Origin of the sequence: Kitasatospora sp. NPDC058162 (genome assembly GCF_042884005.1) — a bacterium.
GTDB lineage: Bacteria > Actinomycetota > Actinomycetes > Streptomycetales > Streptomycetaceae > Kitasatospora.
This window is the reverse complement of record NZ_JBHVUS010000015.1, coordinates 106,592-125,848: the sequence shown is the minus strand read 5'-3', so window position 1 is coordinate 125,848 and position 19,257 is coordinate 106,592. Positions and strand designations below refer to the sequence as shown.

The 19,257-nt window shown below is 75.3% G+C and carries 20 protein-coding genes; 10 read left to right on the top strand and 10 right to left on the bottom strand.

Annotated features, from left to right (window positions below):
- Nucleotides 1–44 precede the first annotated feature (44 nt).
- Together ACFVXG_RS25735 and ACFVXG_RS25730 are read left to right on the top strand one after the other, a co-directional pair.
- A complete protein-coding gene (locus ACFVXG_RS25735; RefSeq protein WP_387930775.1) occupies nucleotides 45–659 on the top strand; it encodes a hypothetical protein in 615 nt (204 codons plus the stop codon).
- A 240-nt stretch (nucleotides 660–899) separates the two neighbouring features.
- On the top strand, nucleotides 900–1,472 hold the full coding sequence (locus ACFVXG_RS25730; RefSeq protein WP_387930774.1) for a DUF4262 domain-containing protein: 573 nt from the start codon (nucleotides 900–902) through the stop codon (nucleotides 1,470–1,472).
- Nucleotides 1,473–1,524: 52 nt separating this feature from the next.
- Here ACFVXG_RS25730 and ACFVXG_RS25725 read toward each other — a convergent pair whose 3' ends face one another.
- Both ACFVXG_RS25725 and ACFVXG_RS25720 read right to left on the bottom strand, forming a co-directional pair.
- Nucleotides 1,525–1,899, bottom strand: coding sequence for a VOC family protein (locus ACFVXG_RS25725; RefSeq protein WP_387930773.1), 375 nt, complete (start codon nucleotides 1,897–1,899; stop codon nucleotides 1,525–1,527).
- 7 nt (nucleotides 1,900–1,906) lie between these two features.
- Entirely contained in the window at nucleotides 1,907–2,509 is a 603-nt protein-coding gene (locus ACFVXG_RS25720) for a CGNR zinc finger domain-containing protein (protein WP_387930772.1), read from the bottom strand.
- Nucleotides 2,510–2,589: 80 nt separating this feature from the next.
- On the opposite strand from ACFVXG_RS25720, the gene ACFVXG_RS25715 reads away from it, so the two are divergent.
- A complete protein-coding gene (locus ACFVXG_RS25715) occupies nucleotides 2,590–3,333 on the top strand; it encodes an MBL fold metallo-hydrolase (protein WP_387930771.1) in 744 nt (247 codons plus the stop codon).
- 45 nt (nucleotides 3,334–3,378) lie between these two features.
- Here ACFVXG_RS25715 and ACFVXG_RS25710 read toward each other — a convergent pair whose 3' ends face one another.
- The 3 genes from ACFVXG_RS25710 to ACFVXG_RS25700 form a co-directional block, all read right to left on the bottom strand.
- Complete coding sequence (locus ACFVXG_RS25710; protein ID WP_387930770.1) at nucleotides 3,379–5,016, bottom strand: protein kinase; 1,638 nt, start codon at nucleotides 5,014–5,016, stop codon at nucleotides 3,379–3,381.
- 413 nt (nucleotides 5,017–5,429) lie between these two features.
- Entirely contained in the window at nucleotides 5,430–6,488 is a 1,059-nt protein-coding gene (locus ACFVXG_RS25705; protein WP_387930769.1) for a hypothetical protein, read from the bottom strand.
- Nucleotides 6,485–7,348, bottom strand: a complete 864-nt coding sequence (locus tag ACFVXG_RS25700; RefSeq protein ID WP_387930768.1) for an RNA polymerase sigma factor — start codon at nucleotides 7,346–7,348, stop codon at nucleotides 6,485–6,487. Before ACFVXG_RS25700 ends, ACFVXG_RS25705 begins: the two co-directional genes overlap by 4 nt.
- Nucleotides 7,349–7,730: 382 nt before the next feature.
- Here ACFVXG_RS25700 and ACFVXG_RS25695 point away from each other — a divergent pair, with 382 nt between their 5' ends.
- The 4 genes from ACFVXG_RS25695 (at nucleotide 7,731) to ACFVXG_RS25680 (ending at nucleotide 11,185) form a co-directional block, all read left to right on the top strand.
- Nucleotides 7,731–8,411 carry a hypothetical protein gene (locus tag ACFVXG_RS25695; RefSeq protein ID WP_387930767.1) on the top strand — a complete coding sequence of 227 codons (681 nt, stop codon included), beginning with the start codon at nucleotides 7,731–7,733 and terminating at the stop codon, nucleotides 8,409–8,411.
- 168 nt (nucleotides 8,412–8,579) lie between these two features.
- Nucleotides 8,580–9,332: a VC0807 family protein gene (locus tag ACFVXG_RS25690; protein ID WP_387930766.1), complete on the top strand. Its 753-nt coding sequence runs from the start codon at nucleotides 8,580–8,582 to the stop codon at nucleotides 9,330–9,332.
- A gap of 227 nt (nucleotides 9,333–9,559) precedes the next feature.
- Nucleotides 9,560–10,297, top strand: coding sequence for a tyrosine-protein phosphatase (locus ACFVXG_RS25685; protein ID WP_387930765.1), 738 nt, complete (start codon nucleotides 9,560–9,562; stop codon nucleotides 10,295–10,297).
- A gap of 129 nt (nucleotides 10,298–10,426) precedes the next feature.
- The gene (locus tag ACFVXG_RS25680) at nucleotides 10,427–11,185 is read left to right on the top strand and encodes a Clp protease N-terminal domain-containing protein (RefSeq protein ID WP_387930764.1); all 759 of its coding nucleotides are present in this window, start codon (nucleotides 10,427–10,429) and stop codon (nucleotides 11,183–11,185) included.
- A gap of 88 nt (nucleotides 11,186–11,273) precedes the next feature.
- Here ACFVXG_RS25680 and ACFVXG_RS25675 read toward each other — a convergent pair whose 3' ends face one another.
- On the bottom strand, nucleotides 11,274–11,765 hold the full coding sequence (locus ACFVXG_RS25675) for an NUDIX domain-containing protein (RefSeq protein WP_387930763.1): 492 nt from the start codon (nucleotides 11,763–11,765) through the stop codon (nucleotides 11,274–11,276).
- Nucleotides 11,766–11,873: 108 nt separating this feature from the next.
- On the opposite strand from ACFVXG_RS25675, the gene ACFVXG_RS25670 reads away from it, so the two are divergent.
- Complete coding sequence (locus ACFVXG_RS25670) at nucleotides 11,874–12,266, top strand: hypothetical protein (RefSeq protein WP_387930762.1); 393 nt, start codon at nucleotides 11,874–11,876, stop codon at nucleotides 12,264–12,266.
- Here the strand turns inward: ACFVXG_RS25670 and ACFVXG_RS25665 are convergent.
- From ACFVXG_RS25665 to ACFVXG_RS25650, 4 genes are all read right to left on the bottom strand, one after another.
- On the bottom strand, nucleotides 12,174–13,151 hold the full coding sequence (locus tag ACFVXG_RS25665; protein WP_387930761.1) for a sigma-70 family RNA polymerase sigma factor: 978 nt from the start codon (nucleotides 13,149–13,151) through the stop codon (nucleotides 12,174–12,176). The genes ACFVXG_RS25670 and ACFVXG_RS25665 overlap by 93 nt on opposite strands.
- A 120-nt stretch (nucleotides 13,152–13,271) precedes the next feature.
- Entirely contained in the window at nucleotides 13,272–13,541 is a 270-nt protein-coding gene (locus ACFVXG_RS25660) for a hypothetical protein (RefSeq protein WP_387930760.1), read from the bottom strand.
- 120 nt (nucleotides 13,542–13,661) lie between these two features.
- On the bottom strand, nucleotides 13,662–13,928 hold the full coding sequence (locus ACFVXG_RS25655; protein ID WP_387930759.1) for a UBP-type zinc finger domain-containing protein: 267 nt from the start codon (nucleotides 13,926–13,928) through the stop codon (nucleotides 13,662–13,664).
- A gap of 101 nt (nucleotides 13,929–14,029) precedes the next feature.
- Nucleotides 14,030–14,914, bottom strand: a complete 885-nt coding sequence (locus tag ACFVXG_RS25650) for a helix-turn-helix transcriptional regulator (RefSeq protein WP_387930758.1) — start codon at nucleotides 14,912–14,914, stop codon at nucleotides 14,030–14,032.
- Between the two features lie 167 nt (nucleotides 14,915–15,081).
- Between ACFVXG_RS25650 and ACFVXG_RS25645 the strand changes: the two genes are divergently transcribed.
- The gene (locus ACFVXG_RS25645) at nucleotides 15,082–15,843 is read left to right on the top strand and encodes an SDR family oxidoreductase (protein WP_387930757.1); all 762 of its coding nucleotides are present in this window, start codon (nucleotides 15,082–15,084) and stop codon (nucleotides 15,841–15,843) included.
- A gap of 72 nt (nucleotides 15,844–15,915) precedes the next feature.
- Nucleotides 15,916–19,248 (top strand): lysylphosphatidylglycerol synthase domain-containing protein, encoded by a 3,333-nt coding sequence (locus ACFVXG_RS25640; RefSeq protein ID WP_387930756.1) that lies wholly within the window; start codon nucleotides 15,916–15,918, stop codon nucleotides 19,246–19,248.
- Nucleotides 19,249–19,257 lie beyond the last annotated feature (9 nt).

The following is a 19,257-nucleotide window of genomic DNA, read 5'->3' as shown; positions in this document are numbered from 1 at the left end:
GTCCCGGATCGTCACCAGCGCTGAGGCCCCGTTACGGTTGCGGCATGAACGGATCGACTGCACCAGCCGGCGGCACCGGCGGCCCGCCCCGGCCCGAAGGGTTGTTGCCTCTGCTGGCCGGCGATGAGGATGTCATCGCGTTCTTCGCCTGGGTCGCGGACCTCGACGCGACGGACCCGGCCGACCACGAGTTGGAGGACGGGGTCCGTCTCGCCTCCGGGGCCCGGCTGGAGCAGTTCGCGCGGGCCAGTACGGGAGACGCCTTCTGCTTCGTCGGCGAGGGCGGTGAGGAACGCCCGGTGGTGTACGTGAGCCTCGACGGCGAGGCCGGCCCGCTTGCCGTCGGACTGCCCGAGTTGGTGCGGCTGTGCCTGGTGGTGCCGTGGTGGCGGGACGTTCCCGGACGGACGACCGAGGAACTCCGGGCCGTCGCCGACGCGTACCGTGAGGACGTTCCCGACCTCGATGAGCGGCGCGACCGTGCGGTCCTGGCGCTCGGTCTCGATCCCGCCGCGCTTCCGTCCGAGGCGACGGCCCTCGCTCGGCTCGCCGAGCTCAACCGAGGGCCGGTCGCCACGGCATGCCTCGTCGTCGGCTACGAGGACGAGCCGCTCGACCCCCTGTTCCCCGAGTTCCGCACCGAGTTCCGCACCGACTGAACCCGACTGCCCGCAAGGCGGCGACGAGCCTCCCCGCCGTCACGTACCTGCTGCTGCTTCCGGTGCTGAGCATGGTGGATCCCCTTCGCCGTGGACTCGTGTGCGAACTCCCTCGACGCTATGACCTGCCGGTCGGCCTTTTCCAAGACCGATTCCGCTATCCCGCCATACCTTCGCGGGCATGATCGGCGCGCCCGCCCAGGGCTCACGCCGGCCGGGGCCCGGTGGTTGGATGTCCGGGTGAACGACCAGCTCGAATCCCCCGCCTGCCCCTGTGTGCTCTGCGACCCCGCCGCTTCCGCGACCGTCCTCGCGCGGTTCCAGCGGCAGAGGCACTGGGGCTCTGAGATGGCGCACGTACGGGACCACGGCTGGCACGTGGTCGGCGTGGGCGGCGGGGAGATTCCGGACTGGGCGTTCACGGTCGGCCTGTGGCACTCGTACCGGATCCCCGAGGTCGCCATGTTCGGCCTGGAGCTGACCGGGCTGATGCACTGGGTCAACGAGGCCGCCGCGCTGCTGCGGGACGGGGCGCCCACGGAGCCGGGCACGCTGCTCCCCGGTGTCATCGAGGGCTATCCGCTGCGGCTCCACCCGGTGGATCCCGGTTGGCACCTGCCCCTGTTCGGGACGGCCGCCGGCTTCTACCGGCGCGCCCCGTTCCCCGTCGTCCAGCTGGTCTGGCCCGACCGCGACCAGCGGTGGCCCTCCGACGAGCGGGCCACTCCCGGCTGCCGTGCGCAGCCCAGTCTCTGGCTCCCGGTCGGCGAGCACCCGGATGGCGTGTGGACGGAGGAGGCCGCCATTCTCTGAGCCGTCCCGCTCCCCCACAGGTTTTTCCACAGGGTGTGGACAACCCTGTGGGTCAACCGTGGGTGGTGTCGACGACGCAGAAGCGGTTGCCCTCGGGGTCGGCGAGGACCACGAAGTCCGGGTCGTCCGGGTAGAGGTCCCAGTCGACCGAGGCAGCGCCGAGGGCGAGCAGGCGGTCGACCTCGGCGGCCTGGGCGGCGGCGCCGTCCGCGTAGAGGTCGAGGTGGACGCGGGGGTGGTCCTGGACGGGGGTCTCGCTGTAGCCCAGGGCGAGCTGGACGCCGGTGCCGCCGTCGGCGGGGACCAGCACCGTCCAGTCGTCCTCGACCAGGCCGTCGCGCGGCACGTAGTCGAGCGCGGCCGACCAGAAGGCGACCGCGCGGGGCATGTCGGCGACACCGAGGACGAGGGATCCGATCGTCAGCACGGCGCCATTATGACGTGGCGTCAGCCTTGGTGCGGCGGGCGTAGGCCCGGGCCGCGCGGACGCGGTCGCCGCAGCGGACCGAGCACCAGTGGCGGGCGGCGTGGGTGCGGACCAGGAAGCGGGTGCACGGGCTCGCGCTGCAGGCGGCGAGGCGTTCGGCGTCCGGGCCGGTGAGCAGTTCGGCCGCGTCGGCGGCGATGACGGCCATGGCGTGCACGGCGACCTGGTCGACCGGGTGGGCCGGGGCGCGGTACGGGCCGTGCGGCTCGTCCCAGCGCAGCAGGGCGGCCGACGAGGTGGCGGCCAGTGCGGAGTTGAGCGCGTCCACGGCCTCGGGCGGCGGCACGGCGCCGTCGACGCGGGCGGCGAGCAGGACCCGCAGGTGGGACCGCAGGTCGCGCAGTCGCCCCGCGCAGTACTCGTAGACCTCCGCGCCGACGGGGGCGAGACCCCGTTCGACCAGCCACCGGGTGGCGTCGGCGGGGGTGGCCAGCAGGTCGAGGCGGCCGGCGGTGAGCGCGAGGTCGCTGTTGGCGAAGTCGAGGGCGACGTGCTGCTCCGAACCCGGTGCGGGCGGCGGGGCGGTGAGGGCGGCATTCACGGTTCTCATGGTAAACCTTGCGCTCCTCCGTGAGGGAGCGTTAGGTTTCATCACGTCAAACAGTGGCTTTCCCCGTGAGGTGAACCAGCATGTCGACCATCCGCGTCTTCGGCGGCCCGACCGCCCTCATCGAGTTCGGCGGCCTCCGCCTCCTCACCGACCCGACCTTCGACGAGCCCGGCGACTACCCGCGCGGCGGCGGCCGCGTCCTCACCAAGACCTCGCCCTCCCCCGTCACCCCCGCCGACATCGGCCCGGTCGACGCCGTGCTGCTCTCCCACGACGAACACCCGGACAACCTGGACACCTCGGGCCGCGCATTCCTGCCGACCGCCCCGCTCGTCCTCACCACCACCAGCGGCGCCGACCGGCTCGGCGGCACCGCGCGCGGGCTCGCCCCCTGGGAGTCCGTGGAACTGGCCCGCCCGGACGGCGGCACCGTCACCGTCACCGCCGCACCCGCGCTGCACGGGCCGGACGGGGCCGAGGCGGTGCTCGGGCAGGTGATCGGCTTCGTGCTCACCGCGCCCGACCTGCCGAGCGTCTACGTCAGCGGCGACAACGCCTCACTGGCCCTGGTGAAGGAGATCGCCGACCGGTTCGGCCCGATCGACACCGCGGTCCTGTTCGCCGGCGCCGCCCGCCCCGGGACCTTCGACGGCGCGCTGCTCACCCTGGACAGCGCCCAAGCCGCCGAAGCCGCCGTCCTGTTGGGCGCACGGCGCGTGGTGCCCGCGCACTTCGACAGCTGGGCGCACTTCACCGAGGGCCGTACGGCGCTGGAGGCGGCCTTCGAGGCGGCCGGGATCAGCGACCGGCTGCAGTTCGCCTGACGGGGGGAGGGCCGCTTTCGGAACCGGACGGAACCCGAACAGGCCTCAGTCGTCCTGGAAGTTGGACGCCGTGTGGAGGGTGGCGTACAGCGCGGACAGCCGGGCGTTCCAGTTGGCGTAGGTGGGGGCGTCGATGGCGCGCTTCTTGCCCAGGTCCTTGATCGTCTTCTGGGCGCCCCGGAGCTCCTGGGCGGCGTCGTCGGGGTTGCCCTCGTTCAACCGGGAGGCGGTCTCGTCGAGGATCTGCAGCAACTCCTGCTGCTTGTCGCGGTCCTTGCCGACCTGCGCCTGGGCCACGACCTGGCGGAAGGACTGGAGCTGGAGCTCGGCGGGCTGGTTGCGCGGGACGGCCTGGGTGGGGGCGGGGAGCGCCGCCGGGGTGGTGGCGGCGGCGGAGGGGGACGTGGCGCTCGGCGTGGGAGTCGCGGCCGGGGCGGTACGGGCGGGCGCCGTCGCGGCGGGCTTGGCGGCGGCGTTGCCGGCCGGCTCGTCGAAGGCGGTCACGGCCAGGGCGGTGATCCCGGCCAGGCCGGCCACGCCCAGGGCGCCGACCACCAGGGGCTTGTTGCGGCGGCTCCGGGCGGGGGCGGGGACGGGGACGAATCCCGGCGAGGCCGGGTGCGCGGCGGGCGGCATCGCCGGGATCGGCGCCATCACCGAGGTGGCCGCCGGGACGGGGTGGTGCGGCGGCGCCTGCGGCGGGAGCAGGGTGGTGTGCTGCTGGTCCGGGTGCACCGGCTGGTTCGGGTACGCCTGGGCCGCCGGGGACACCGGGGACACCGGGGTCACCGGGGTCACCGGCGGGAGGAGCTGGGTGGCGGCCGAGGTGGTCGCGAGCAGCTCCGCCGTCGGATCGCCGACCGCCAAGCCCGGTACGGTGCAGAGGAGTTCGACCCGCGCCGCGGCGGCATCGGCCGGCCGGTGGGCCGGGTCCTTGGCCAGCAGGCGCAGCACCACCGCGTCCAGGGCCGGCGGCAGGCCCGGGCGCCGTACGGACGGCGGCTGGGGCTGCTCGCTGACGTGCTTGAAGGCGATCGCCACCGGGGTCTCGGCGGTGAACGGGGTCTCGCCGGTGAGCATCTCGGTCAGCACGCAGCCGACCGCGTACAGGTCGGTGCGGCCGTCCAGGGCGGAGGCGGTGGCCTGCTCGGGCGAGAGGTAGGCGGCCGTACCGAGCACGCTCGCGGTCTGGGTCAGGTTGCTGGACGAACCGGCCCTGGCGATGCCGAAGTCCACCACCTTCACGCCGCCGTCGTCGGTGATCATGATGTTGCCGGGCTTGATGTCCCGGTGCACCAGCCCCGCCGCGTGCGCGACCGACAGCGCCTCGCACACCGCCGCCGCGATGCCCACCGCGCGCTCCACCGGCAGGTTCGGCTGCTGGACCAGGACGGCGGCCAGCGAACGGCCGTGGACCAGCTCCATGACGATGAACGGGGTGCCCTCGTCCACCCCCGAGTCGAAGACCATGACGATCCTCGGGTGCACCAGCATCGCGGCGTGCTGGGCCTCGCGGCTGAAGCGCTCGGCGAAGCGGGGGTCGTCGGCGAGGCCGCCGTTGAGGATCTTCACCGCGACCTGACGGCCCAGCACCCGGTCCACGCCGCGCCAGACGGTGGCCATCCCGCCGACGCCGAGTATCTCGACGAGTTCGTAACGCCCGTTCAGCGCCCGTCCGATCACCTGGAACTCCCCTCACGTGCGGCCTCCGGGGTCCCGGGCGGCCTCGTGCACCTGTGCACGATAGCCGCCCCGGCCCGGGGGCCCGAGGGGGTGGCGGCCGGGGGACCGGGCAGCGATCCCCCGACCGCCGGATCGGGGTGCGGCCCGCCCTGACTGCGGGAGGGCGGACCGCACGTTCCGGGCCGGCCGGGCCGGGGGCGCGTCCGGGGTGAGCGCCTGCCGGGCCGGCCGGGGCCGGCCGGGTGGACGGTGGGCACGGGGGAGCCGACCGTCCACCCGGGGTCTTCGGGTGGTTGTGCGTCCTGCGGGTGGTGCGGGTGGTGCGGGGTGGTGCGGTTACTGCGGGGTGGTGCGATCCGGGTGGGCGGCGAGCCCGGGGGGAGTCGCTCGCCGCCCACCCGGAGTTCTGGGGGTCATCTCCGGGCCGCCTGATCGTCCTCGGAGTGGCCGGTCTTGCTCGGACGGATGTCCGGCAGGGTGGGCAGGCCCGACGGGGTCGGGAGTGCTCCGCCCTTGCCGGGCTTGGCGCCGCCACCACCGTTGGTGTCCTCGCCGTTGCTGTTTCCGTTGGCGTTGCCGTTGGTGTTGCCGTTGCTGTTTCCGTTGCCCGAGCCGCTGCCGGAGCCGGTGCCCGAGCCCTTTCCGGAGCCCTTGCCGGAGCCGGAGGCACCCGACTGCGCGCCGCTGCCCTGGTGGTCGTCGCCCTGGTGGCCCTGGGCGCCCGCGCAGTAGTCCTGGACGCCGTCCGCCCCGCCGGCCGCCGCGATCAGCGGGGCGAAGAGCGGGTCGGCGGCCAGCTGGCGGGGGCGTTCGCCCTTGCCCGTACGGTCCGCGAAGCCCTGGCAGAGGGGGAGCAGCGCGGCGGGCGGGGTGGGGCGGTCGTCGCCGTGCCCGCCGGCCGTGGGGCCGTCGGGGTCCGGGGAACCCGGGACGGACGGGAGGGCCCGGTGCGGGTCGGTCGTGGCGCCGGTGGACGGCCGGGTGGTTCCGCCCGGGGAGGCGGAGCCGGAGCCGGTGCCGGTGGGGGTGCCGGACGAGGAGCCGGTCGGGCTGCCCGTGGTGGCGACCGTGTGCTCGGGTTCGGACGGGCCGCCCAGGCCGGACGGCAGGTTGCCGGTGCCGGCGGCGACCGCGACCCCGCACAGCGCCGTGGCGCCGAGCACGGCGGCAGCGGCCTTCGTGCTGAAGGCCCTGGCCAGCGCGGCGGTTGCCATCGATCGTCTCCGGATGGGTGTGACTACGGGGTCGGGCGTGAGACTCGCCTCCCGGAACGCGGCCAGGGCGGCCTCCTCCCCGGCCAGTTCCGCCGCCGTCGCCGGGGCGGCGGCCGCGGCCAGCACCCGGGCGAGCTGCCCGGGACCGTCCGGTCCGGTGAGCGAGGCGTCCTGCCCGGCCGACGGGCCGCCCACGGCACCGCCGAGCAGCTGCTCGGCGGCATCACGGTCGATCCGACGGGATCGGTTGGTGCTCATCTCATGTCCTTCAGCGTCGCGGCCCGGCGTTCTGTCACACCCTGCGGAGAAGTTTTTTTCGCGGGCTGTTCCGCGACGCCCGGTTCGGCCCGTCGGGCGGCCGGGAAGCCGGTGGCGACGGGGCCTCCGGCGGTGCCGGCGGTACCGGCTGCCCCAGCGGCTCCGGTGGTACCGGCTGCCCCGGCGCCTCCGGCCGCGAAGGGCTGCTCCAGCAGCTTGGCCAGCCGCCGCAGCCCCCGGTGGGCGGCCATCCGGACGCTGCCGGCCCGCTTGCCGAGCACCCGGGCGGCGCTCTCGGCGTCCAGTTCCATGACCACTCGCAGCAGCACCGCCTCGGCCTGGTCGCGCGGCAGCCGGGAGATCAGGGCCAGCGCGTCGGCGGTGCCGACGGTGGTGAGCGCGCTGCGGGCGGTGTCGTCCCCGGCGGCCAGTTCGGCCAGGTACTCGTAGGGCAGGTCGGCGACCGGGCGCCGGCGCCGGGCGCGCAGGTGGTCCATCGCGCGGTTGCGGGCGATGGTGGCGGCCCAGCCGCGGAAGCCGTCGCCGTCGCCGGAGAAGCCCCGCAGGTCGCGGGAGATCTGCAGCCAGGTCTCGGAGGCGATGTCCTCGGCGTCCTGGACGTCCTCGGGCCGGCCGCCGACGAGCACTCTCAGGTAGCGCAGCAGGCCCGGCTGGACGGTCCGGAACAGCAGCCGGAACGCCTGTTCGTCCCCCTCCTGTGCGGCGCGGACCGCCTCGGTCAGGTCGACGGGAGCGGGGCCCCCGCCCGGTGGTGGGCCGGCGGGTGGTACTGGTCCGGACCGGCCGAGGGGGCTGCCGGTGCCCGCTCCGGGGCGTTCTGCACTCTGCACCCGCCACATGATGCGCCATCCGGGCGAACGGGTCGGCTCCGGTCGAAGGACCGGGCCGGACGGGGCCAAGGTCCCGCCGACTGCTGTCGTTCGCCCGCAGCCCCGGGGCGCCGCCCCCGCCTAGGTTGTCGGTAGGCGAATCGATCCGGGCCCCCACCTGCCCGGCGTCCGGGCCCGGCCTGGACCGGCCTGGACCGGACGCCGGGCCCGCCGACGCGCCCGGCCCGTCCCCGTGACCCCGCGACCCCGCCGCGCCCGTTGTTCCGAGGCCCGCCCGAACCGTTCGGGCGGGCGCTTCCGGGCGCCATCGGGCACGTCCGGGCTCCACCAGCGCCGCGCCACCAACACGAGCAGCAGCACCAGCACCGCACGACCAGCAGGGAAGACCCCGATGACGACTGCCCACGAGCTCCACGCGACGGGACTGCGCGAGCACCTCGCGCCCGCCCTGCGCGCCCTGGGCCTCATCGGTCGGCACCGGACCTTCGTCCTGCCCGACGACACCCACTGGATGCTGCTCGGCCTGGTCGAGCGCCCGACCGCCGACCGGGTCCCGTTCACCTTCGGGCTCAGCCTGGTCCGCCGGGCCGACTGGGCGGCCGACGACCGGCCCGACCCGCTGGTCCGGTACGGCTTCGAGGTCTGGCGGGCCCGGGTCGGCGAGGTACTGCCGGTCGGCGAGGACGTCTGGTGGGAGGTGCTGCCCGGGCCGCGCTGGCAGCTGCCGCTGGACGACGCCCTCGCCGCCGTCCGCGACTACGGCCTGCCGGAGCTGCGGCGCCGGGCCGCGGCGGACCGCTCCCCCGTCGGCGGGCCCTACCTCTCCCCCGCCGAGCTGGAGGACGTCAACGCCGCGCTGCTGACCGCCTCGGTGGCCCGGGTGCAGCGCGCCGAGCTGGCCGCCGGCGCGCTGGTGCTGACCGGCGCCTGGACCCGCGGCGACGGCGTCGCCCGGACGGTGCTGGCCGGAGCCGCGCGGGGCTTCCTGTCCGCCGGGGACGAGCGGTTCCGGGCGGTGCGCTGCCTGGACACCCTGGGCCGGGAGTTGTGGACCTTCAGCCGATCCGCGTGATCCGCATGGTCCGCAGCAGGTCAGCGGGGGTGTCACGGGCCGCACCGTGACACCTGTCATGCGGATCGGGCAACGGACGACACTGCTCTGACGGAGGGTCGGACCGAAAGACTGGAGGCACGACGCGGGCAGCGGCCCGCGGCCACCAGTTCGGGGGAGGAACCCACCATGAGCAGCCAGACCGTCAGCGCCGCCACTGTTCCCGCCGCCACCGCCGCCGCCACCGCTCCCACCGTGGGTGAGGGCACCGCCGCGGCGCCGAGCCCGGTGGCCGCCGGGCTGCGCCCGCTCCTCCTGGACGTGGCCGCCCCGCTGGCCGGCTACTACCTGCTGCACTCGGCCTGCGGTCTGAGCGAGTTCGCCGCGCTGGCCTGGAGCAGCGTCTTCCCGGCCGCCCGGACCGTCCTCGGCCTGCTGCGCGAGCGCACGGTCAACCTGTGGGCCGCGCTGATGCTGGCCGTCAACCTGGCGGGCCTGGCGCTCACCTTCGTCACCGGCGACGCCCGGATGATGATCGCCAAGGACGGCGGGCTGAGCGGCACCGTGGCCGTGGCCGTCCTGATCTCCGCTCTGGTCGGCCGGTCGGTGATGACCCCGATGCTGATGCCCTTCGTCACCAAGGGCAAGAAGGACCGCACCGCCGCCTGGCAGCGGCTGGTCGAGGGCCGGGCGGCCGGCTCGCGGGCGTTCCGCCGCCACGAGCGGGTGTTCGCCGGCATCTGGGGCACCGCGCTGCTGGCCGAGTGCACGGCCCGGGTGGTCGGCGCCTTCACCCTGCCGGTGTCGACCATGGCCTGGCTGTCCACCGTGTTCATGCTCGGCGCGATCGTGGCCGGTTCGCTGTTCGGTCAGATCGCGGTCGAGCCGATCGAGAAGCTGGTCGCCGCCGAGACCGAGGCCGAGGCCCCGACCGCGGCCTGACTCCCGGTCGGCCGCGGCCGGACGCCCGGACGGATTCCCGGGACCGAATCCCGGAACGGATTCCCGGAACGGGTTCCTGGGCTGACGGCCGGTGACCTGGACGGGTTCCTGGACGAACGAACGGTGCCCGGCGTTCGAACAATTCAGGAACCATCGGGATCCCCCGGGAGTCCATATAACGAGGGGGTAACGGAACCCCCCGAGACGACGAACCGGGGAGCCCCACCATGCGGACGAACGCGCTGACCACCACCGAGGACCGCACCCTCGTCTGGGACGGCTGCCTGAACGTCCGCGACCTGGGCGGACTCCCCACCGCCTCCGGCCGCCAGACCGCCCGCGGCGCGATAGTCCGGGCGGACAACCTGGACCGCCTCACCCGCGAGGGCTGGGACGCCCTCCTCGACCACGGTGTCCGCACCGTGGTCGATCTGCGTGACGCCGAGGAGTACAAGCCGCTCCTCCCGCTCCCCGAGGACGTCGAGCTGATCCGCGTCCCGCTGGACGAACTGGCCGGCCCCGCCTGGTGGGAGACCCACGGCCGACTGGACGGCACCCCGCTGGCCTTCCGCCCCTACCTGGAGCACTGCCCGCACGCCGCCGCCGCGCTGGTCACCGCGATCGCCGGGGCCCGCCCCGGCGGCCTGGTGGTGCACTGCGGCGCCGGCCGCGACCGCACCGGCCTGGCCGCCCTGCTGCTGCTCGCCCTGGCCGGGGTCGACCGGGCCGCGATCGCCGAGGACTACCTGCTGAGCGGCCCCAACGTCCGCCCGCTGTACGGGATGCTCGGCCTGCCGGACCCGTACCGCCGGATCGACTCGGCGCTGGCCGAGGCCGGGACCACCGCCGAGGCCGCCCTGGCCGCCACGCTCGACGGGCTCGACCCGGCGGGCTACCTGCTCGCGGCGGGGGTCACGCCCGCCCAGGTCGCCGCCGTCCGGGCGCGGCTGCTGCCCGACGCGTAGGAGGCGGCAGGGACCGGCGGGGGTCCGGGAGGGTCCGGGAGGGTTCGACAGGGGGCGAACGCAAGCTACCCGACGGTAAGCGTCAACCGATGGTTGACGACCCTCGGATCGACAACCTACGGTTGACGCATGGAGAATCCCGTTGTTCCCAGCACCACTCCGCTGCGCCTCGACGACCTGATCGCCGCGATCAAGAAGGTCCACCCCGACGCGCTCGACCAGCTCTCCGACGCGGTCATCGCCGCCGACCACCTCGGCGACCTCGCCGACCACCTCATCGGCCACTTCGTCGACCAGGCCCGCCGCTCCGGCGCCTCCTGGACCGACATCGGCCGCAGCATGGGCGTCAGCAAGCAGGCCGCCCAGAAGCGCTTCGTCCCCAAGGACCCGGGTGCCGTGAACGACCTCGACCCCAGCCAGGGGTTCGCCCGGTTCACGCCCAGGGCCCGCAAGGTCGTGGTGGCCTCCCAGGAGGAGGCCCGCCGGGCGAACAACGCCGAGATCACCGCCCAGCACATCCTGCTCGGCCTGCTCGCCGAGCCCGAGGGCATCGGCGTCAAGGCGCTCCTCGCCCAGGGCGTCACCCCGGAGGCCGTCCGGACGGCGACCACCGCCGTGCTTCCGGGCGCCGTCGAGCAGACGGTCCCCGCGCTGATCCCGTACGACGCGCAGGGCAAGAAGGTCCTGGAACTGACGTTCCGCGAGGCCCTCAAGCTCGGGCACAACTACGTCGGCACCGAGCACATCCTGCTCGCGCTGCTGGAGTGGGAGAACGGCGCGGGCGTGCTCGCCGAGCTGAAGGTGGACAAGTCCGAGGCGGAGACCTTCGTCTCGGAGGCCATCGCCGCCATCATCGCCGCCCGGGACGCCGCGCCCGAGCAGCAGTGAGCCCCTGCGCACCGGCCGTGCCCCGGAGGGGGTGATTCACCTCCGGGGCACGGCACTTCGGGGCGCGTTGCTCAGTTCGGGGAGTCGCTCAGAACCCGGAGATGTGGGTGGTGACGATCCGGACCCGGCCGTCGCCCGCCGCCTCCAGCGCCGCCCGCAGCCGGGCCGAACGGGCCGGGCCGAGCAGCTCCAGGGCCTCGTCCAGCGGGGCCCAGCGGTAGGTGTCCAGCTCGCCGGCCGGGACGGTCACGGGGGTGCCGTCCGGGACGGTGCCGAAGTTGAACATCAAGTGCTCGGCCGGGTGGTCGAGTTCGTTCGAGGGGTGGGTCCAGGAGATGGCCAGCAGGTCACCGGCCTCCTTGACGATGCCGGTCTCCTCCTCCAACTCCCGCTTGGCGCACTCGACCGGGCCCTCCCCGAGGTCGATCGTCCCGCCGGGGAACTGCCAGTGCTCGCGGTACCCGGCCTTCACGATCAGGATCCGGCCGGACTCGTCGCGCAGCAGGCAGCCCGCCGCCGCGTAGATCCGGGGCAGGGACGCCAGCCACTCCTCGCGGGATCTCAAGGGCTCAGCCGTCACGGTGTTCCTCCTGGGGCAGGGTGGGGCAGGGCGGTTCGATCGGCCCCACTCTGCCACCGGACGCGGTCAGGACCGATGAGTCCGGCGCCCGGGACCGGTCCAACCCGCATGGAGAGCACACAGAACAAAACAGCGAACGAAGCCGTACTGACCTGCGACCTGGGCGCCCTGACCGCCCCCGACCTGGCCGTCGTCGACGCCCTCGCCCGCCTGCGGCTGGCCGCCGCCCGGCACCGGGTGGGCGTGGTGCTGCTGAACGCCGGCGGCCCGCTGCGCGAACTGCTGGCGTTCAGCGGGCTCGCGGCACTGCTGCCGGGCGCCGTCGATCCGCTGAGCGGCGTCGATCCGCTGGGCGGTGCGGCACCGGCGGGCGGCAGGGCACCGGCGGGCGGCGGGGCGCCGACGGGCCTATTCGGCGGGGAGCCGGGCCGGGAGGCCGAACAGCGGGAAGAGCACGTCGGTGTCGAGGAAGTTGGTGAGCCCGGTGATCCGGCCCTCTGACACCTCCGGCACGATCAGCGACCACGGCTCGTGCCCGCCGTCCGGGCTCGGCCGGTACTGGGCGAGGGCCGGGCCGCCGTTGGCCGTCACCGGGAGCAGCCGGGAGCCCCGGCAGCCGTGCCCCGGGCCCAGCATCCAGGCGCGGATCTCCTCCAGCCCGCGCAGCCACATCGAGAACGGCGGCATGTTGAGCGTGACGTCCTCGTGCAGCAGCGCGGCCAGGCCGTCCATGTCGTACGCCTCGAAGGCGCGGACGTAGCGGTCCAGCAGCGCGCGGTGCGCCTCGTCCAACGCGGCGGCCGGGCGGGCGGCCGAGGCGTCCGCGGCGAGCACCGCGCGGGCCCGCTGCAGCGCGCTGTTGACCGAGGCGACCGTGACGCCGAGCAGTTCGGCGACCTCGGCGGCCTTCCAGCCGAGCACCTCGCGCAGGATCAGCACCGCCCGCTGCCGGGGCGCGAGGCGCTGCAGCGCGGCGACGAAGGCCAGCTTCACCGACTCGCGCTGGGCAGCCACCTCCGCCGGGTCCCCCGTCTCGGGGAGCACCCGGCCGTCCGGCGCCGGGCCGATCCACGTCACCTCGGGCAGCTGGGTGTCACTCGCGGTGGCCACCGTCACCGGACCGGCGAGGTCCATCGGACGGGCCCGGCCCTTGCGGCCGTTCAGTGCGTCCAGGCAGACGTTGGTGGCTATTCGGTACAGCCAGGAGCGCAGCGCCGCCCGGCCCTCGAAGCCCCGGTGCCCGCGCCAGGCGCGGATCATGGTCTCCTGCACCGCGTCCTCGGCCTCGAAGACCGAGCCGAGCATCCGGTAGCAGTAGCCGGTGAGTTCGGTGCGGTAGCGCTCCAGTTGGAGCTCGACCGGCTCCTCCGTGATCACATCCGCCATGGTGCGCCCCCGTCGTCCCGCCGCGTGCTGGTGAACGGGACGAACGTAGCGCACCCCACTGACAGTCGGCCGGTCAGTGGGGTGCGTCGGCTGGTGGGCCCGCTCCGCCGGGTGGGGCGTTCAGTGGGCCGAGTGCTTCTCGGCGCCGCGGTGGCGGTGTCCCTTGAGTTCCGCGTGCATCGCCGGGGCGGCGTGCGGCAGCGCGGACGCCGCGTCCCGCCCGCCGTGGCGGAAGGCGTCCCCGGACGGGTTCCCGGCGGCGGCGGACAGCGCACCGGCTCCGGGCTTGGGGCCGAGCCGGCTGGGCGTGGTCGCCATGCCCCGGCGTTCCAGCAGTTCCTGGGTGCCCCGGCGGAGCTGGGCGGTACCGCCCGCGGTTCGCTTGGTCATCGTCGGCCTCCCTTCGGCGGCCGTGGCCGGACGGATGCCGGTCCTCGGGGCCGCTCGGGTGTTATGTCCGGATTTTATCCGGTCGGCGGGCCGATGCCACCGGTGGAGCCGGGGGCGGGCTCAGCCCATCTCCTCGTGGACGTAGCACCAGCGCCAGTCCTCCCCCTGCTCGTACGAGCGGATCACCGGGTGGGAGGAGTTGTGGAAGTGCGCGGTGGCGTGCCGCTGCGGCGAGTTGTCGCAGCAGCCGATGTGGCCGCAGTCCAGGCAGATCCGCAGGTGGACCCAGTCCCGGCTGCCGGCGGCCAGGCAGTCGGCGCAGCCGTCGACGGGCGGAAGGGGCTCGATGTCCCGCGGGGCCATGGCGAGGTCTTCGCAGGCGGTCATGGTGGAAGGCTATGACGGCTCCGGCCGGTCCGCCCGCTCAGGAACCGTCCCGCTCAGGAACCGTCCCGCTCAGGGCCCGTCCCGCTCAGGAACCGTCCCGCTCAGGGCCCGTCCGCGGACTCTGCGGGCTCCGTGCGCTCCGGAACCGGGCCGGTGGCCGTCCAACTGGCCAGCAGGGCCAGCTTCTGGGCTGTGGGCGAGCCCGGCGGGGCGGTGTAGACGACCAGCACCTGGTCCGGCGAGCCGTTGACGGCCAGGGTCTCGTAGCCGAAGTCGAGGTCGCCGACCAGCGGGTGCCGGAGCAGCTTCACGCCGCTGGTCTTCTCCCGGACCAGGTGGTCGGCCCACAGCCGGCGGAACTCCTCGCTGCGCAGCGACAGTTCGCCCACCAGGGCGGCCAGGGCAGGGTCGTCGGGGTGCAGCCCGGCGTCCCGGCGCAGCTGGGCGACGGTCTCCGCGGCGACGGCGTCCCACTGGCGGTAGAAGGTGCGGGCGGCGGGGTCGAGGAAGCCGTCCCGGACCTGGTTGGGGAGTGTGCCGGGCTTGCCTCCGGCCCGCTCGGAGAAACCGTTCACCGCGTCGCCCAGGGCGTTCCAGGCCAGCACGTCCATCCGGCGGCCCAGCACGAAGGCCGGCACCCCGGTCATCAGGTCCAGCAGCAGCCGCGTCCCCGGGCGGACCCGCCGGTCCCCCCGGACCCGGGCGGGCGCCTCCTTCGGCGGGCGGTTCAGCGACCGCAGGTGCGCCGTCTCCGCCTCGTCCAGCCGCAGCACCCGGGCCACCGCGTCCAGCACCGCGTCCGAGGCGCTGCCGCCGCGGCCCTGCTCCAGCCGGATGTAGTAGTCCACGCTGACCCCGGCGAGCTGCGCCACCTCCTCCCGGCGCAGGCCCTGCACCCGGCGGCGGCCGTGCGCGGGCAGGCCCACCTCCTCCGGCTGGATCCGGGCCCGGCGCGAGCGGAGGAAGTCCCCCAGGGTGTTCTCCATGCCAGGCAGGGTAGCCCCGGGCCGACGGCCGGAGGGTGGTACTGCCTTTCCCAGGTTGGGAGTTCCCAGGAAGGACGTACCCGGGAAGAACGCGGCCCTGGGTGGGCGCGCGGCGGCGCCGCAGAGTGGTCGACGTCAGCCCGGCCGAACCCCTCCAGGAGCCTCCGATGAGCTACCCCGCCCTCGCCACCCGCACCGCCGTCGTCACCGGAGCCGCCAGCGGCATGGGCGCCGCCACCGCCCGGCTGCTCGCCGCGAACGGCGCCCGGGTCGCCCTGCTCGCCCGCCGCACCGGGCGGATCGACGCGCTCGCCGCCGAGATCGCCGCGGCCGGCGGGCAGGCCCTCGCCGTCACCGCCGACATCACCGACCAGGCCTCCGTCGACGCCGCCGCCAAGGCCGTCCACGACGCGTACGGCCCGGTCGACCTGGTGGTCAACAACGCCGGCGTGATGCTGGCCAACCCGCTCGCCGACGGGCGGATCGACGAGTGGACCCGGATGATCGACACCAACCTCACCGGCGCCCTGCGGATCGTCCGCGCCTTCACCGCCGACCTCACCGCGGCCGCCGCCGAAGGCCGCACCGCCGACCTGGTCAACGTCTCCTCGATCGCCTCGCACGTCTCCTTCCCCGCCTTCGCCGTGTACGGCGCCACCAAGGCCGCGCTCACCCAGCTCTCCACCGCCCTGCGCACCGAGCTCGGCCCGCTCGACGTCCGGGTCAGCGCCGTCGAGCCCGGCCTCACCGACACCGAACTCGGCGGGCACATCGACAACCCGGCGCTGCGCGAAGGGCTCGGCGACATGTTCGCCGCCATCCCGGCGCTCGGCGCGGACGACATCGCGGACCTCATCGCCTACACCGTCAGCCGGCCCCGGCACGTCAACCTGCGCCACCAGGTGGTGCTGCCGACCCGGCAGGCCTGACGGGCCCGGCCGACCGCCCGCCCCTGGCCGCCCCCGCCCGCGGCTCGTTGACGGCATGGGAGCATGCCATCCGTGGCGATCGTGACGGGGAGAACGAACGGCGACACCGGCGGGGGCGGCGGTACCACCCGGGCCGGGCGGCCGGACTGCGACGGGGACATACCCGGGCAGAGGCGTACCGACGGGGGCATACCCGGACGGCCGGGAAGCCCGCGCCGACGGGCCCGGCCGCTGGCCGAGACCGGCCGGGTCCGGCAGCCCGTCGCCCTGATCCGGCTGCTCACCGGCCTGGTCACCACCGCGCTCACCCTGCTGCTCGCCGACTACGCCCGCGCCACCACCGGCGGCATCGCCGCCGACGTCGCCGAGGCCGCCGCCCTGGTGCCCCGGCCGCTGGCCGGCCTGGCCGGCGGGCTCACCACCGCCGCCGTCCTGCTGCTGCCCGTCGGCCTCGCCGTCCGCCGCCTGCTCGGACCCGACCGGCGACGCGCCCTCCAACAGGTCTCCGACGGGCTGCTCGCCGCCGTCATCGCGTACGGCGCCACCCTCGCCCTCGACCTGTGGGCCGACGACCTCGCCCCCGCCTCGCTGGTCACCGCCCTCACCCAGCGGCTGCCCGCCGAGGCCCTCGGGCACACCGAACCGGTCTACGGCTACCTGGCACCCGTCCTCGCCTTCATGACCGCCTCCGGCAACCGCGAACGGCGCCTGCCCTGGGCCGTCCTCGCGCTCTCCGGCCTCGCCGGACTCGCCGGCGGCTACGCCACCCCCACCGCCCTGCTGCTCGGCCTGCTCCTCGGCTGGACCGGCGCCCACGGCACCCTGTACGCCGTCGGCACCCCCGACCCGCGGCCCAGGCCCGGCGAAGTCCTGCGCGCCCTGCGCGACAGCGGACTGCGACCGGTCGAGGCCCTCCCCGCCGGACCGGACCGCTACCGGGTCCGGCAGGCCGACGACCGGCCCGAACTCGACGTCCAGCTCCTCGACCGGCAGGCCGTCACCGCCGCCGCCGTCCAGCGCGCCTGGCGCCGCCTGCGCCTGCGCACCGCCCCGCACCCCCGCGCCCTGCGCTCACCGCGCACCGGGCTGGAACACGAGGCCCTGGTCACCTACGCGGCCCTCGCCGCAGGCGTCCGCACCCGCCGGATCGCCGCCACCGCGGGCCTCGGCCACGACACCGCCCTGATCGCCTACGAGCACCTGGCCGGACGCACCCTCGACCGGCTCGACGACACCGAGATCACCGACGAACTCCTCGCCGACGCCTGGCGCCAGCTCGCCCTGCTCCAGCGCCGCGAGATCGCCCACCGCGCCCTCGTCCCGTCCTCCCTCCTCGTCGACGACACCGGCGCCGTCCACCTGGTCGACTTCGCCGACGGCGACATCGCGGCCAGCGAACTCGTCCTGCGCTGCGACATCGCCCAACTCCTCACCACCCTCGCCCTCCGCGCCGGCGCCGCCCGCGCCGTCCGCACCGCCACCACCGTCCTCGGCCGCGACACCCTGGGCGCCGCACTCCCCCTCCTCCAGCCCATCGCCCTCGCGCGCTCGACCCGGCAGTCGCTCAAGCGGTGGCCGGGCGGGAGGGCGGCGGCGGCGGAGGCACAGGCCCCGGAAGGGGCCGGGGGCGGCGGGAGTGCCGGGGTGCAGGTACCGGGGCCGGAGCCAACGGCAGCGGGCGGTGTGCGAGGCGGCGAGGCAGCCGCGCCGGTTTCCGGAGCACCGGGCGGCAGCGGAGCAGCGGCACGGGTCCCCGGCCCGTCGGCCGCGGACAGTGCGCGGCGCGGCGCGGCAGTGTCCCCGCAAGCAGCAGCCGACAGCGAAGCAGCGGCACCCGCACCGGGCACTCAGACAACGGACGGCCTGCGGGACGGGGCTACAACTGCGCAGGCACCGGCTCCGGGAGTACCGGGCGGGGACGGCACAGCGGTGCCAGCGCCGGGCGACGCGGGCGGCAGCGGGCGCCCGGCCGGGCAGCCGGTGCTCCAGGGCGACCGGGGGCACTCCCCCGCGTTGTCTGCTCGCCCCGCCGAGCCGGTGACCACCGCCGGTGTCGGCGAGCCCGTCCTGCGCGTGGGCGGCGCGGCTGCCGGGGCGACGGCGGGTGGGGACGGCGGCTCGGGCAGCGCTGCCGTCCCCACCCGGTCGTACGCCGCTCCGCTGGTCAGCCGGGTCGGCTCGGCCGACCCGGCCGGAGCGGGGCGGTCGGCGGCTACGGCTCCGGCCGAGGAGGCCGGAGCCGAGCCCACCGGGGCGCCGGGCGGAACGCCTGCGGGGCAGCTCGGGAGCGGTCGGCCGGCAGCGGCCCCGCGCAGCAGCGCGGGCGGCGAAGCCGACGCGGGCCCCGGTTCGGCCGAGCCGGGTACGGCCGCCGGGGCGGGCGGCGGGGCGGGTGGCGGGTTGCTGGAGGAGATCCGGGCGGAGGTGTCGCGCGGGCGGCCGGAGGTGGTGGGGCGGCCGGTGCGGTTGGAGCGGTTGCGGCCGCGGACGCTGCTGGCCGTGGTCGGCGGGGTGGTGGCCGGGTGGCTGCTGATCCCGCAGTTCTTCGCGGCGGAGGAGAACCCGATCGCGGCCATGTCGGACGCCGATCCGTGGTGGCTGGCGCTGGCCGTGGTGGCGGCGGGGCTGAGCCACGTGGCGGCCGCGATGGGGTTCGTCGGGTTCGTGCCGGAGCGGCTGAACTTCCGCAACGTGGTGCTGGCGCAGGTGGCCGGGGCGTTCGTGAAGCTGGTGTCGCCCGGCGGCGTCGGCGGGATCGCGCTGAACACCCGGTTGTTGCAGCGGGCCGACATCCCGACCGCGCAGGCGCTGTCCAGTGTCGGGGTGGGGCAGCTGATCGGGCTGGTGCTGCACCTGTTGCAGCTGGGGGCCTTCGTCTACCTGGTGGACGCGCAGCCCGGCGGTTCGGAGCTGGACGCGCTGCCGGCCGTGGTGGGCGGGCTGGCGGTGGCCGCGGTGCTGCTGGCGGTGGTGTGGTCGGTGCCGTCGGCCCGCCGGTGGCTGGCGGCGCGGCTGCGGCCGCTGACGGCCCAGGTGCTGCCTCGACTGCTGGACCTGCTGCGGAACCCGGCGCGGCTGGCGGTGGGGGTGTCCGGGCAGCTGCTGGTGTCGCTCTGCCTGATCACCTGCCTGTACTGCTGTGCGCTGGCGATCGGCCGGGAGCCGTCCTTCGCCGCGGTGGCAGTGGTGTTCCTGGTGGGCAACGCGGCGGGCAACGCCGCGCCGACCCCGGGCGGGGCCGGCGCGGTGGACATGGCGCTGGTCGTTGGGCTGCAGCAGACCGCGTCGATGGAGGAGGGCGGGGCGCTGGCGGCGGTGGCGCTGTTCCGGCTGCTGACGCTGATCCTGCCGGTGCTGCCGGGCTGGGCGGCGATGACCTGGCTGCAGCGTCGCAAGGCGCTCTAGGGGCTCGTC